This is a genomic window from Brevibacillus sp. IT-7CA2 (genome assembly GCF_949767855.1).
Classification (GTDB): Bacteria; Bacillota; Bacilli; order Brevibacillales; family Brevibacillaceae; genus Brevibacillus.
Map to the genome: position 1 here is coordinate 105,560 of NZ_CATKQT010000007.1, position 12,827 is coordinate 118,386.

Sequence of the window (12,827 nt, forward strand, 5' to 3'; positions counted from 1 at the left end):
GAAAAAGCGCAGGGCTCGTAGACCTTGACAGGCCACCCCAGTCGGAACTTAAAAAAGGGGACCACGCTTGTCGAACACTTCTTCCTTGAGAAGCTTCCGCCCGTAGGGTGGCTTTGTCTCGACGGTCCCCTTTTTTAAGTGGAGACGGCCAGTGAATCCCCCTGCTGGCGTGTCAGAGTCGAAGAGAACTGCGCTTTTTCTTCTCCTCCACTATGTTGACTCAAAGGCAAATCCAAAGCGAATGAGAGGGATTGGATATGTTGCTTACACCAGGCATGGCTGCATTTGACATGGATGGAACCTTACTGACTCACGAATCAAAGCTGACAGAAGGAACAAAAGAAGCACTTCGCCAATTACAACAGCAAGGCTGCAAACTCGTTTTGTCTACGGGCAGGATGTATGGCTCCGCTCAAATTCCGATCGATTCCTTTCCTTTTGACGGGTATGTCTGTAGCAATGGGGGCGCTGTTTTCGAAGGGGATGGCACGCTGGTCCGTCGATGGCTCCTTCCTACTGAGATGGTAATCGGTGCGATCCATGCACTGAGGCAAGAAACGATATATTATGAGCTTCATGATACCAACAGCAATCGCTGGATGATCAAAGAAGACCGTGAACGCTTGGAAGCGACCATGAGTGAGGACGCATCTGTGGAAGGATTCTCGATCTTGAATTTTCCTTACTACAGGCTCGCTCGTGTAGAGCCATTGGCAGAGATGCTGGAAAAAGTAGAGTCCGGGGAAGTAGAAATCGTCAAATTCTTCATCTGGCATCAAGACCCGGATCGTCTGGAGTGGGTGAAAGAGCAGTTGAAGCCATGGAGCGAGCAAGTGACCATCACTTCATCCGGCAAGCAGAATGTTGAGGTGATTCCTCAAGGGGTTTCCAAATGGGAAGGGCTTCAATACTTCTGTGAGAAATGGGGAATCTCCCCCGAGAAAGTCATGGCATTTGGCGATGCAGAAAACGATCGTGAGGCATTAACAGGCGCAGGATATTCCGTTGCAATGGAAAACGCTTCTGACGAGATCAAGCAGGTCGCCAAATATATCGCCCCGCACCATAATGAGGAAGGCGTTGCCCGATTTATTCGGGAGCGCGTTCTCGGAGAAAAAGGCGAATAAGAAAATGAAAAAGCAGAAACTGCCTCTGTACAGGCCGGCTTCTGCTTTTTTCGTTCAAAATGTACCACGTTGACAAGGTGAGGTTATACGCTTACAATGACCGTAAATTATGACACCACCGTAGGGGGATTTTTTCCATGGACGCTTTAGCGTTAGAAAAAAAAGCCCAGCGCAACGCTGAGTTACGTGAACGACTGCTGCAGCTGAAGAAAGAGCGTAATGCCATCATTCTTGCTCACTTTTACCAACGTCCCGAGATTCAAGAGGTCGCTGACTTCATTGGAGATTCCTTTGGATTGGCGCAGAAAGCGAAAGAAACGGATGCCGATGTGATTTTGTTTTGTGGGGTTCACTTTATGGGAGAAAGTGCAAAAATTCTCAATCCCCAGAAGACCGTCATTATACCCGACGAACGAGCTGGCTGTCCAATGGCGGACATGGTGAACGTAGACGGGCTCCGCAAGCTCAAAGCACAGCATCCAAATGCAAAAGTAGTGGCTTACATCAATACTTCTGCGGATGTCAAAGCAGAAACTTACATCTGCTGTACGTCGTCCAACGCGAAGCGCGTGATCGAGTCGATCGACAGCGATGAGATCATTTGGGTGCCGGACAAAAACCTCGGCCACTATGTATCCCAATTCACGGACAAGAAAATGATTATTTGGGAAGGGTACTGCAATACGCATGACCAACTGTCTGTAGAAGACATTATGACGTTGAAGCAGCAGCACCCAGAGGCTGTGGTTGTCGTTCATCCGGAATGCCGCCCAGAAGTGGTATCCCTGGCTGACTACGTTGGTTCCACGACCGGAATTTTGAAATACTGCCGTGAGTCTTCGCACAAAGAGTTTATTATCGGAACGGAAGATGGCACACGCTACATGCTGGAAAAGGACAGCCCGGACAAAACGTTCATTTTCGCTTCTAAGTACCTCGTTTGCCCGAATATGAAGGTGAACAACCTGAAGAAGTGCGTCGAGGCGCTGGAGAATATGAAGCCGGAGATTTTTGTTCCGAAGGATGTTGCTGATGCGGCACGTGCTTCGTTGGAGCGCATGCTTGCGGTAGCGCCTGCTTAAGGGGCAGTCTGATAAAATGCAAAAAGGGAGTAGAGCGCAGGGGCTTTACTCCCTTTTTCTATTAGGAGGCTTTGATCAAAGGCTGGATGTCTTTTCGTCGGTAAATGTTCAGGACGAGTCCCATCAAGGCCATTTGCAATACGGTATGCACGATTCCAAAGCCAACGAATGGTAGATTCACAGTTATAGGGGGAGCTAGACCGACAGTCATGAAAATACTCCAGAAAAACGGCGTGAAAAAGAGTACAATCATACCGGATAACAGCAAGGATCCGTATACATCTTTTACTCTTCTGATGGCATGGAGCAAACGAAGCAACAGCATAACGCCCAGAATGAAAAAGGCTATCCCTACAATTGGTCCAAAGATATACACCATGTAGGCAAAAATATAGTCAGATTCAAGGGCGGGCAATGCATCTAGAGAGGCTCCGAAGCCTTGTCCCCATAAGGTAGCTGACTGGATGGCTTTCAAGGATTGAATGATGATATATCCTCTTCCATCTGGTTCGAGGTACGGATTCAGGAAGTAAATCAGACGATCTAGCTGATAAGGCTTAGCGAACAGGTAAACCATCCCTCCGACACACGCGAAAATCATAGCGAAGAAGCTCAGTATAACAAGCTTTTTAGGCTTAGTGGCAATCACGAGCGCGATGTAGCCACCGACATATAAGAGAATGGCAAATTCATATTGGCCTAACGTGAGAAGCAGGCAAGGAGGTAGGAAGTACGAAATCACGTTTACGATGGTGTAGCGATTGTGCTCCTTCCACTCTGTGAAAATTCCTGCGAGGGCTACGATGAACAGGAAGGGACTGATTCCAATGAAATGGAGTGGAGAACCTCCGATGTCTAGATACTGGATACCGGCTATAGGTCTGCCTGCGAGCAGTGTATATAGGAGTAAGATCATCGTGCCGAAATACAGAATCTTACTATATCTCTTTAATTTACTGTAATCCCAAAAGAGAATCGCCACGAGTACGACTGTTCCGATCATGATTCCGACCAGTTGTCTCCCGATCAAATTACGATTATCTTCCGCAATATGAAGAGAATACAGGGTAACCAGCCCGATAGCTAGCAAGATTCCAACAATAGAAACAATCCCCCACTCAATCCGCGGTTTATGCGCTTGATGTAGGTGACGCCCTACATCGACAGGATCACCCATCTCCGCAATCGCAATCCGAGTTGCTTCATCTTTCGTATACCCAGCCTCACGATAATCCTCGATCTTTTCGGCGAAATGATTCCCCAACTCTAGCGTAATGGCTGGATGAACCTCTTTGTTTTTGATCTGATCGCAAACTTCTTTTATGTAATGTGCAATTCGCTTGTTTTCGCTCATGTAGGCTGTCCTCCCAACACGGAGTCAACAGCGGTACGAAAAGATTCCCACTCCTGTTTTTTCTCTTTGAGATGCTTCTTGCCTTCGCGGGTGATTTGATAATATTTGCGTTTTCGCTCTCCTTCACCTTCGCTCCAAAACGCCTCGACTTTTCCTTCAGACTCAAGGGTATGGAGAATGGGATAGAGCGTGCCTTCCTTAAGGGACAGCACACCGTTCGAGCTAGTTTCCATCGTCTTGATCATCTCATAGCCATACATTGCTTTTTGTTCCAGCAAGGTAAGAATGAGAATGACCGTACTGCCTTTCATCAACTCTTTGTTGACTGCCATAGCTACCTCCTTATACCTCGGATTTCGATGCCTCGAATATCTATGTATCATTTTATTCCATAAAACGGAAAAAAGAAAGACCTCCTCGTCAGGAAGTCTTGTTATATGTGTTTAGGAAGGCATCGGAGTAGGAGTTGGTTTTCCGTAGCCTTGGCCATAGGTTTGGTCTATGTAGTCACGAATTTCTTTTGTAGATTTGCCTTCTTCTTTCATCTTACCGGAAATAACAGCGATTTCCATGCATACGCCGCAACGAGTGCCGTGGTCATCCCAGACGATGGAGCCATCAGACTTTTCTTCTTTGATGAAGCAGTTGCCATTATGCCCGTGTCCAGCACTTTCACCACAGCCACAATAGCATGGAATGGATTTGAGCAGCTCGCGGTTTGCCGCAGCAACTTTGTAGGATCCAATAATGACAGGGTCTTGGTTGTCTAAAAATTTCGGTAGCTGATCAGCGGAAGCAGTCAATTCCTGCAAATCACCATTGGGAGCGTGTTGCGTGTGATCGCTTTTATTCTGTTCAGCTTGATCATTAGAGCCACAGCCGGCAGTAAGCAGAGCTGCGGTGATAAAAGTAATGGCTAACCATGATTTACGTTTCATCTTGGACATACCTCCTGCCAGTTATTTTATCATAATGAGATGGAGAAATTGTGAAGCTGGGAGAGAAGATGCACACTTATGATATTTAAATCGGAATAAATCCTATTTACTTTTTAGGCTCCTCTCCGTATAATGAAAAACGACGAGAACGTAAATCGGAATCATTTTGAATTGGAGCAGGAGGAAATATAAATGAAAAGAGCTATGTTGGCAGCCCTCAGTTTCATTACGGCAGTGGGGCTGGTGGGATGTGGAGCAGCGAATGAAACGACTGGTACTCCGCAAACTGGCAGTGACGCGTCCGGGAAGCCAAAAGTATACACGACTATTTACCCCTTGGAATATGTAGCGAAGCGAATCGGCGGTGAACACGTGGAGGTAACGAATCTGGTTCCCGCTGGTGTAGAGCCTCACGATTTCGAGCCAACTGCAAAAGACATGGTCGCTCTGTCTGGAGCAGATATCTTCGCCTATAACGGCAGTGGTTTGGAGCTGTGGGTAGAGAAGGCTGTAACCAACCTCGACAAAAACAAGACCACGATCGTTAATGCGACGGAAGGTCTCGAGCTGATTAGTGCAGCTGAGCATGAGCATGAAGGAGAAGGACACACAGAAGAAGGTCACGCAGAAGAAGCAGGACATGACCACGGGGATCTGGACCCTCATGTATGGCTCGATCCGATGCAACTGAAGGCACAGGCAGAGAAGGTCAAAAATACGCTCGTGCAAAAGGATCAAGCGCACGCTGCCGATTACGAAAAGAACTACACACAACTAGCAAAAGACCTGGAGCAGCTGGATAAAGAGTTCAAAGATATGGTTACGCAAGCGCCGAAGAAAGAATTCATGGTTTCTCATAGCGCATTCAGTTATATGGCAAAACGCTACGGGTTGGAGCAAGTATCGATCTCTGGGGTCAATCCTTCTGATGAGCCATCCACGGCTGAGTTGAAGAGCTTGGTCGAGCATATAAAAGAACATAACATTTCGTATGTGCTGTTCGAGACGCTGGTTTCTCCGAAGGTAGCGGAAGTGATTGCGAAGGAAGCTGGCGTGAAGACAGCCACGCTTAATCCGTTGGAAGGTTTGACGGAAGACGATGTAAAGGCAGGCCGTGATTACCTGTCCATCATGCGCGACAATATGAATACATTAAAGACTGCACTCCAATAAGCTTTCCCTCGAAAAGATGTCGCTTGCCAAGCGGCATTTTTTCATTCATTAGTAGGATGCTTGTGGTTCGGGCAAAATCGTAGTACGATGAAGGGGATCAAATAAGAACAAATCCGATTTAAGGGATGGATATTTCATGGAACCAAATAAACAAGAGGTGCCCGTCATTAAGCTCACAGGCGTCTCCTTTCAATATGAAGACAAACAGGTTCTCGATGAGGTTGAATTCACACTGGAACGCGGAGACTTTGTGGGCATTGTCGGGCCGAACGGATCAGGAAAATCTACGCTGATGAAGCTGATTTTGGGTCTGTTGACGCCAAACAAAGGGACAGTGGAGCTGTTCGGGCAACCACTATCCAAGTTTCGTGAATGGAATCGCATTGGATACGTTGCTCAACAGGTCGCGCATGGAGCGGGTGGATTTCCGGCGACGGTGCGAGAAGTCGTGTCATCTGGATTGGTCGGCAAAGTGGGCCTTTTTCGCAGACTGACGGGTCAGCATCATGAGAGTGTACGGGCTGCGGTGGAGCGTGTCGGCTTGCTGGAAAAGCTGGATCAACGAATCGGCAACTTGTCCGGCGGGCAATTGCAGCGCGTATTCATAGCACGAGCTCTCGTAGCTGAACCGGAGCTGCTGATCCTCGATGAGCCAACAGTCGGGGTCGATCAGGAATCGATCGATCAATTTTACAGCTTGCTTCGTTCGCTGAAGGAAGAGAACGGATTGACGATGATGATCGTCAGCCACGATGTGGGAGTCATGTCGCAATGGGTGACCAAGGTGGCTTGTGTGCAGAAGAAAATTCACTTCCACGGAACGGCGCACGATTTTGAGCATAACCAAGAAAAAATCTTGCAAAGTATGTACGGTGATTCGGTCAGACTGCTGTCTCATCATCATTAAGCTTTGTAAATAGGTAAGAAAGAAGGAATATGCACATGCTTGCTGATTGGTGGCAGTATGACTTTTTGCGGTATACCCTGTTTTCAGGGGTTTTAATTGGTCTGATTTGCCCTATTTTGGGCACCTTTCTCATTGTTCGTCGCTTGTCGATGATGGCAGATGGCTTGTCACACGTCACGCTGTCCGGTGTAGCTGCCGGGATGCTCATTTCGAAAAAGGTGGCCTTCTTCTCCGCAGTCAATCCGCTGTTTTTCGGAATGTTGTTTGCAGTGATTGGTTCGTTGTTTATCGAGCGGCTGCGTAAGGTGTACAAAGCGTATCAAGATTTGGCGATTCCGATTATTTTGTCCGCGGGGCTTGGGCTGTTTACGGTATTGATCAGTATCGCAGACGGTTTTAATGCAGACTTGTACTCGTACTTGTTCGGAAAAATCGTAACAGTGTCCATCGAAGACTTGTATGCGCTGATTGGTGTGGCAGTTGTCGTTTTAGGGACAGTTTTGTTGATTTACAAGGAGCTTTTCGCGGTCTCCTTCGACGAGGAATTCGCTCGCGTCTCCGGCGTGGCAAGGCGTTCGATCAACCTGTGGTTCATGGTGCTCGTCGCTCTGACGATTGCGGCTTCCATGCGTATAGTCGGTGTCTTGTTAATCTCGGCGCTGATTACCCTTCCGGTGGCTGCCAGTCTGCAAATCGCGAAAAGCTTTCGTCAAACGATTTTCTTGTCGATTTTGTTCGCGGAGTTTTCCGTGTTGAGCGGTTTGTATTTTGCCTATCTCCTAGATTGGGCATCTGGTGGTACAATTGTACTGATGGCAGTACTGGTTATGCTGGTTGTATTGGGTGTAAAGAAGCTGCGGGTCGCTTTCCGGTAAGAGTTATCCGAATATGACAAAAGGAAGGAGTGTTTGTCGATGAAAGTAGAAGAAGCGCTGCAAATATTGAAAGAACATGGTTTCAAGTATACCGGCAAGCGGGAGGAGATGATTCGAATCTGCGCGGCCGAGAAGCGATACCTGTCTGCCAAAGATATTATGGAGAGAATCAAGGAGCAGTATCCAACACTCAGCTTCGATACCGTCTATCGCAACATTTCCACTTTTGTTGAGCTAGGGATTCTGGAAGAGACGGAGCTGGACGGGGAAGGCAGATTCCGTTTGGCCTGTTCGACAGATGGACACCATCATCACCATGTGATTTGTACAGAATGTGGAAAGACTTCTTCTTTGCCAGGATGTCCGATGAATATCATTTCCGCGGTACCGGAAGAGTTTCAGGTGACGGGGCACAAGTTCGAGGTATATGGCACGTGTAAGGAATGTGTAACGCATTCGAATTAATCGGATAGAGGGGAGTGCTCGCTTTTGCGGGCGCTCTTTTTTTGCATCTCCTTCAAGCGTGTATTTGCTATAATGGGTGGAAAATCATCAGTTACAAGAGAGAAGGGACACAGTCATGATTCCCCGTTATATTGTGGACTTTGATTTGCACACCTTACCTCGGATGAGGGCAGATGTAGCTGTTATTGGAGCAGGAATTGCTGGGTTGTATACGGCGTTGCAAACGAGTGAGTATGCGGATGTGGTGTTGATCAGCAAGAAGGGACTCGATGATAGTAACACACGCTGGGCTCAGGGAGGAATCGCTGCTGTAACAGCCCAATCAGATTCTCCTGCCCTTCATCGACAGGATACGTTAATCGCTGGAGCAGGTCTTTGCTCATATAACGCTGTGGAAGTCCTGGTGCATGAAGGCCCTGATCGCTTGCATGAACTGATTGCATATGGAACGGAATTTGACCGCGATGAACAAGGGCAGTACGAGCTGACACAGGAAGGCGCGCATAGCAAACGACGTATTTTGCATGCGAATGGAGATGCCACTGGGGCAGAGATCGTCCGCGCTTTGTCCAAGCGTGTGAAGGAGCAGCCAAACATTCAGGTTTTGGAATATCATTTTGCAGTAGATGTCATCACGCAGGATGGTGAATGCGTGGGTGTCCTCGTGCGGAAGCCGGATGGCGAACTGTTTTTCCTGGAAGCCAAAGCAACGGTGCTGGCTACAGGAGGAGCAGGTCAGCTTTACCGTTACACGACGAATCCGCAAATCGCTACGGCAGATGGAATCGGCATCGCGTATCGGGCGGGTGCTCGCATTAAAGATGTGGAATTTATCCAGTTTCATCCGACTGCGCTTTACTATCCGGGAGCCCCGCGCTTTTTGATTTCGGAAGCCGTTCGTGGGGAGGGTGCCATTTTGCGTAACAGCAATGGTGATCGCTTCATGGACAAGTACCATCCGCAAAAAGAGCTGGCGCCGCGTGATATTGTCGCCCGGGCGATTGTCTCTGAGATGGAACAGACGAAGTCTACGTTTGTGTATCTTGACATTACTCATGAATCAGAGGAACTTATTAAGCGGCGTTTTCCGACGATTTATAATTTTTGCTTACAATACGGGCTCAATATGGTGACAGATTGGATTCCAGTAGCTCCTGCGTGCCATTATATTATGGGTGGGGTCCAGACTGACTTGAACGGCGAGACCTCGACGAAGCGGCTTTTTGCATGCGGGGAAGCTTCCTGCACAGGGGTACATGGAGCGAATCGACTGGCCAGTAACTCGTTATCGGAAGCGGTTGTATTCGGTCACCGGATCGCGGAGCGGATCAAGCAGCTGGCTGATATGCCGAGCATTTATCCCTTCCAGGTTGTTTCCAAGCAAAAACTGCCCCAAACGTTCAATACACGTGAACAACGATTGAAAATGCAAAAGCTCATGCTGCGGCATGTTAGTGTGAAGCGCGACGATAAAGGATTAACGAAAGCATTAACAGAGCTTGCGCGAATGGAGCAATACTACCAGTACGAGCCTAAGAGCCTGGAAACATTTGAATTCTTCAATTTGCTGAATGCTGCCGTCCTGACAACGAGAGCGGCACTTTTGCGGGAAGAAAGCAGAGGTGGGCATTATCGTACTGATTTTCCGAATAAAGACGACTTGCTGTGGCGCAAGCATTTGATCCAGTCCGTAGAAGATGGTGTCCAAGAGGAGTGTGAGAAACATGATGTGGAATAAACGGGAGCTTCAGCGAAAAATAGAGGAATGGCTACAGGAAGACGTAGGATTTGGTGATGTGACGACAATGAGCACGATTCCTGAATCGGAACAGGGTGTCGGCATTTTATATGCGAAGGAAGCGGGAGTTGTGGCAGGCTTGCCGATTGCAGAGCAAGTATTTGCCACGGTTGATTCTGCCCTCGTTTTTGAGGCAAAAGTAGAAGAAGGAGCAAGAGTCGAGGTTGGTCAACAGATCGCCGAAGTCAGCGGCTCGGTTCGTTCGATTTTGAGCGGGGAGCGGCTTGCACTTAATTTAATGCAACGTCTGTCTGGGATTGCCACGAAAACGAGTGAATACGCAACGGCCGTCGCAGGGACGAAAGCACGGGTTGTCGATACGAGAAAGACTACGCCAGGTCTTAGAGCTTTGGAAAAGTACGCGGTTCGAGTCGGGGGAGGCTATAATCACCGTTTTGCCTTGTATGATGCCGTGATGATCAAGGACAATCATATCAAAGGAGCGGGCGGTATCGCGCAGGCTGTCGCAGCGGCACGCGCGGTTATTCCTCATACGATGACAGTAGAGGTAGAGGCTGAATCGTTCGAACAGGCTCAGGAAGCATTGGCAGCAGGTGCAGATACGATCATGCTCGACAATATGTCCCTCGATCAAATGGTGGAAGCCGTGGAGTATATCAATGGACGGGCCATTGTTGAGGCATCTGGCGGTGTGAGTCTGGAGACGATTGGTGACATTGCAAAAACAGGCGTAGATATCATTTCAGTAGGGGCTCTGACTCATTCTGTCAAAGCGTTTGATATCAGCCTCGATCTGAATACACGCAAGCGGTAAGGAGCGACCACGATGTTATTGGTGATCGATATAGGCAACTCCAATATTGTGTTGGGCTTGTATGAAGGCGACGAGCTCCAACACCATTGGAGAGTGTCCACAGATCGTAACAAAACGGAAGACGAGTACGGCATGCTCGTCAAAAGCTTGTTTGGTAGCGTGGGGCTTGGCTTTGAAGAGGTGAGAGGCGTAATTATCTCGTCTGTCGTGCCGCCTTTAAACCTCACGATTGAACGCATGTGCGGGAAGTACATGCAACAAAAAGCGCTGATTATCGGACCGGGTATCAAGACGGGACTGAACATCAAGTATGAGTATCCGCGAGAGGTAGGTTCTGATCGAATCGTGAACGCTGTTGCTGCGATTCATCATTATGGTGCGCCACTCATTGTTGTCGATTTTGGTACGGCGACGACCTTTTGCTATGTGGACGAGCGGGCGCAATATTGGGGTGGGGCGATTGCTCCCGGCATTGGAATATCGACTGAGGCACTCTTCACTCGTGCTGCCAAGCTGCCGCGAATCGAAATCGCCAAGCCTGCAAGTGTAGTCGGGCGCAATACGATAGCGGCGATGCAGGCCGGCATTTTCTATGGGTTCGTCGGTCAGGTCGAAGGCATTGTACGAAGAATCATGGATGAATACGGTACCAGCCCTACCGTAGTTGCTACGGGAGGGCTGGCAGCACTTTTTGCAAATGAGACCTCTTGTATCCATGTCGTGGATCAGAATCTAACGCTAAAAGGACTTCGTTTGATCTATGAGCGGAATCAATCATAGTGGATGTCGAACATATTTGCAGAAAAACATTTCAGGATCATCTGGATCTAGGTGAGTCAGGGTTCCGCAATGAGCGTATCCGAGCTTCAGACAGAGACGTTGCATTTTTTCGTTGGAAAGGTTAGTAGAAGTGAACAATTTCTCTGTAGGGGAGATCGTTTCCAGATAGCGCATCATCTCCTCGCCAACCCCTCGGTTCTGATAGTGAGGGTGAACAATGAGTAGATGAATAAAGCTGTTCTTAAAAAACGATTGATTGATGATGGAAAAACCGACGATATTCATGTCGATTAACGCCAAGTAGCAATGCCCTTGCGCGATGGCTTCTTGAAGTTCAGTTGAACGGCTGGTTGAACCGAGCACCATTGCATCAATCGTACAGACAGCAGGAATGTCTTGAGGAGTAGCTAGACGAATTGAGGTCATCTAATTCAAATCCTTTCTACTTGTAAATCGTTGCTAATGTTGTATGGAATGGAAAAAGGGTGTTAAACTACTGGTAGAGATATTGATGATCCGACATATAAATAAAGGAGCCAATAACCGTTGCAGCGGCAAGGCTCCTGAGACAAGAAGCTGTGGCACACCCACGGCGCGCATGATTACAAAAACAGCGAACCCACCGTCAGGCGGTCAACCTTAGGCGGTGGGTTTTCGCTTGTTACGCCACTTTCTTATCCATCGGTAGAGCTTCCTGCTGCTAAACCAGAGGCTTAGCAAGGTTGCCAGTACTTTTAGGAAAAGGTAAAGCGTGCCGAGAGAGACCATCAGCATCACCCCCTTTACAGGAAGCTGTGCCGTGGTCTTCCACCGCCAGTCTTGTCTTAAGTTAAATTATACCATTTCAGCATTCCATATGGTGAGTTCTCTTGTTAGTGTAGATACGAGCTGGCTCGACAAAAAGAGTGGTATTCGGCGAGTAACATTGCTACTGACAGGTAATGATATGTACGTAATTCACATCCGTGGATGGGGACAGAGAAAAAAGTTGAGATTTTCATTACTTTTCGTTGACAGCAAATGCTCCACGCGCTACAATGGCTATTGTGCCTAGTAGAAAAGTTATGTCACATTGAACTTTTTAAGTTTATTTAAAAAAGTTCTTGCGTTTCAGATGAATGCATGCTAACATATGAATTCTGAAAGGCAAACAAGCGGATCGCTTTGATCCACTTCAAATATACGGATGGATGTCCGAGCGGCCGAAGGAGCACGATTGGAAATCGTGTAGGCGGTGTCGAACCGTCTCGTGGGTTCAAATCCCACTCCATCCGCCATCACTTTCTTAGAAATGGCCCGTTGGTGAAGCGGTTTAACACAGCAGCCTTTCACGCTGTCATACAGGGGTTCGAATCCCCTACGGGTCACCTAGCAAAATGCCCTGCAATCGCAGCGGTCCTGGAGGCTTAGCTCAGCTGGGAGAGCATCTGCCTTACAAGCAGAGGGTCGGCGGTTCGATCCCGTCAGCCTCCACCACTTATATTAATGGACAAGGAAGGTCAGCTAAAAGCGCCACGTCCTGTGGCAACACTGACACTCAGTCGTCCTGACTA

At 48.1% G+C, this 12,827-nt stretch carries 13 protein-coding genes and 3 tRNA genes; 12 read left to right on the forward strand and 4 right to left on the reverse strand.

Going from position 1 to position 12,827, the window contains the following annotated elements; translation table 11 throughout:
- Window positions 1-257 precede the first annotated feature (257 nt).
- Both ACM6JA_RS05000 and nadA read left to right on the forward strand, forming a co-directional pair.
- A complete protein-coding gene (locus ACM6JA_RS05000; RefSeq protein ID WP_414851431.1) occupies window positions 258-1,127 on the forward strand; it encodes an HAD family hydrolase in 870 nt (289 codons plus the stop codon).
- 137 nt (window positions 1,128-1,264) lie between these two features.
- Window positions 1,265-2,209 carry a quinolinate synthase NadA gene (nadA, locus tag ACM6JA_RS05005; protein ID WP_017246967.1) on the forward strand — a complete coding sequence of 315 codons (945 nt, stop codon included), beginning with the start codon at window positions 1,265-1,267 and terminating at the stop codon, window positions 2,207-2,209.
- 61 nt (window positions 2,210-2,270) lie between these two features.
- Here nadA and ACM6JA_RS05010 read toward each other — a convergent pair whose 3' ends face one another.
- The 3 genes from ACM6JA_RS05010 to ACM6JA_RS05020 form a co-directional block, all read right to left on the reverse strand.
- Window positions 2,271-3,563 carry an FtsW/RodA/SpoVE family cell cycle protein gene (locus ACM6JA_RS05010; RefSeq protein ID WP_414851432.1) on the reverse strand — a complete coding sequence of 431 codons (1,293 nt, stop codon included), beginning with the start codon at window positions 3,561-3,563 and terminating at the stop codon, window positions 2,271-2,273.
- Complete coding sequence (locus tag ACM6JA_RS05015) at window positions 3,560-3,895, reverse strand: PadR family transcriptional regulator (RefSeq protein WP_007729943.1); 336 nt, start codon at window positions 3,893-3,895, stop codon at window positions 3,560-3,562. The genes ACM6JA_RS05010 and ACM6JA_RS05015 overlap by 4 nt, the downstream gene beginning before the upstream one ends.
- Before the next feature lie 111 nt (window positions 3,896-4,006).
- Complete coding sequence (locus ACM6JA_RS05020) at window positions 4,007-4,501, reverse strand: PCYCGC domain-containing protein (protein WP_414851433.1); 495 nt, start codon at window positions 4,499-4,501, stop codon at window positions 4,007-4,009.
- A gap of 192 nt (window positions 4,502-4,693) precedes the next feature.
- On the opposite strand from ACM6JA_RS05020, the gene ACM6JA_RS05025 reads away from it, so the two are divergent.
- The 7 genes from ACM6JA_RS05025 (at window position 4,694) to ACM6JA_RS05055 (ending at window position 11,274) form a co-directional block, all read left to right on the forward strand.
- On the forward strand, window positions 4,694-5,674 hold the full coding sequence (locus tag ACM6JA_RS05025; protein ID WP_414851434.1) for a metal ABC transporter substrate-binding protein: 981 nt from the start codon (window positions 4,694-4,696) through the stop codon (window positions 5,672-5,674).
- Window positions 5,675-5,810: 136 nt separating this feature from the next.
- The gene (locus ACM6JA_RS05030) at window positions 5,811-6,581 is read left to right on the forward strand and encodes a metal ABC transporter ATP-binding protein (protein ID WP_414851435.1); all 771 of its coding nucleotides are present in this window, start codon (window positions 5,811-5,813) and stop codon (window positions 6,579-6,581) included.
- Between the two features lie 35 nt (window positions 6,582-6,616).
- Entirely contained in the window at window positions 6,617-7,456 is an 840-nt protein-coding gene (locus tag ACM6JA_RS05035) for a metal ABC transporter permease (RefSeq protein ID WP_414851436.1), read from the forward strand.
- Between the two features lie 39 nt (window positions 7,457-7,495).
- Entirely contained in the window at window positions 7,496-7,921 is a 426-nt protein-coding gene (locus ACM6JA_RS05040; RefSeq protein WP_016740938.1) for a Fur family transcriptional regulator, read from the forward strand.
- A gap of 115 nt (window positions 7,922-8,036) precedes the next feature.
- A complete protein-coding gene (gene nadB / locus ACM6JA_RS05045; protein WP_414851437.1) occupies window positions 8,037-9,659 on the forward strand; it encodes an L-aspartate oxidase in 1,623 nt (540 codons plus the stop codon).
- On the forward strand, window positions 9,646-10,494 hold the full coding sequence (gene nadC / locus ACM6JA_RS05050) for a carboxylating nicotinate-nucleotide diphosphorylase (RefSeq protein WP_414851438.1): 849 nt from the start codon (window positions 9,646-9,648) through the stop codon (window positions 10,492-10,494). The genes nadB and nadC overlap by 14 nt, the downstream gene beginning before the upstream one ends.
- Window positions 10,495-10,506: 12 nt before the next feature.
- On the forward strand, window positions 10,507-11,274 hold the full coding sequence (locus ACM6JA_RS05055) for a type III pantothenate kinase (protein WP_414851439.1): 768 nt from the start codon (window positions 10,507-10,509) through the stop codon (window positions 11,272-11,274).
- Here ACM6JA_RS05055 and ACM6JA_RS05060 read toward each other — a convergent pair.
- Window positions 11,269-11,700 (reverse strand): GNAT family N-acetyltransferase, encoded by a 432-nt coding sequence (locus tag ACM6JA_RS05060; protein ID WP_414851440.1) that lies wholly within the window; start codon window positions 11,698-11,700, stop codon window positions 11,269-11,271. The two genes, ACM6JA_RS05055 and ACM6JA_RS05060, sit on opposite strands and share 6 nt — an antisense overlap.
- 758 nt (window positions 11,701-12,458) lie before the next feature.
- Between ACM6JA_RS05060 and ACM6JA_RS05065 the strand changes: the two genes are divergently transcribed.
- From ACM6JA_RS05065 to ACM6JA_RS05075, 3 genes are all read left to right on the forward strand, one after another.
- Window positions 12,459-12,551: transfer RNA gene (locus ACM6JA_RS05065), tRNA-Ser, on the forward strand.
- A gap of 16 nt (window positions 12,552-12,567) precedes the next feature.
- Window positions 12,568-12,641, forward strand: a tRNA-Glu gene (locus tag ACM6JA_RS05070).
- A 33-nt stretch (window positions 12,642-12,674) separates the two neighbouring features.
- A tRNA-Val gene (locus ACM6JA_RS05075) sits at window positions 12,675-12,750 on the forward strand.
- Window positions 12,751-12,827 lie beyond the last annotated feature (77 nt).

Excerpts from the sequence above, each read along its gene's own strand:
- ACM6JA_RS05025 (WP_414851434.1), top strand. The coding sequence starts at position 4,694 with ATGAAAAGAGCTATGTTGGCAGCCCTCAGTTTCATTACGGCAGTGGGG.
- ACM6JA_RS05000 (WP_414851431.1), top strand. The coding sequence starts at position 258 with ATGTTGCTTACACCAGGCATGGCTGCATTTGACATGGATGGAACCTTA.
- ACM6JA_RS05055 (WP_414851439.1), top strand. The coding sequence starts at position 10,507 with ATGTTATTGGTGATCGATATAGGCAACTCCAATATTGTGTTGGGCTTG.
- ACM6JA_RS05030 (WP_414851435.1), top strand. The coding sequence starts at position 5,811 with ATGGAACCAAATAAACAAGAGGTGCCCGTCATTAAGCTCACAGGCGTC.
- ACM6JA_RS05035 (WP_414851436.1), top strand. The coding sequence starts at position 6,617 with ATGCTTGCTGATTGGTGGCAGTATGACTTTTTGCGGTATACCCTGTTT.
- nadA (WP_017246967.1), top strand. The coding sequence starts at position 1,265 with ATGGACGCTTTAGCGTTAGAAAAAAAAGCCCAGCGCAACGCTGAGTTA.
- ACM6JA_RS05040 (WP_016740938.1), top strand. The coding sequence starts at position 7,496 with ATGAAAGTAGAAGAAGCGCTGCAAATATTGAAAGAACATGGTTTCAAG.
- ACM6JA_RS05010 (WP_414851432.1), bottom strand. The coding sequence starts at position 3,563 with ATGAGCGAAAACAAGCGAATTGCACATTACATAAAAGAAGTTTGCGAT.
- ACM6JA_RS05060 (WP_414851440.1), bottom strand. The coding sequence starts at position 11,700 with ATGACCTCAATTCGTCTAGCTACTCCTCAAGACATTCCTGCTGTCTGT.
- ACM6JA_RS05020 (WP_414851433.1), bottom strand. The coding sequence starts at position 4,501 with ATGAAACGTAAATCATGGTTAGCCATTACTTTTATCACCGCAGCTCTG.
- nadB (WP_414851437.1), top strand. The coding sequence starts at position 8,037 with ATGATTCCCCGTTATATTGTGGACTTTGATTTGCACACCTTACCTCGG.
- ACM6JA_RS05015 (WP_007729943.1), bottom strand. The coding sequence starts at position 3,895 with ATGGCAGTCAACAAAGAGTTGATGAAAGGCAGTACGGTCATTCTCATT.
- nadC (WP_414851438.1), top strand. The coding sequence starts at position 9,646 with ATGATGTGGAATAAACGGGAGCTTCAGCGAAAAATAGAGGAATGGCTA.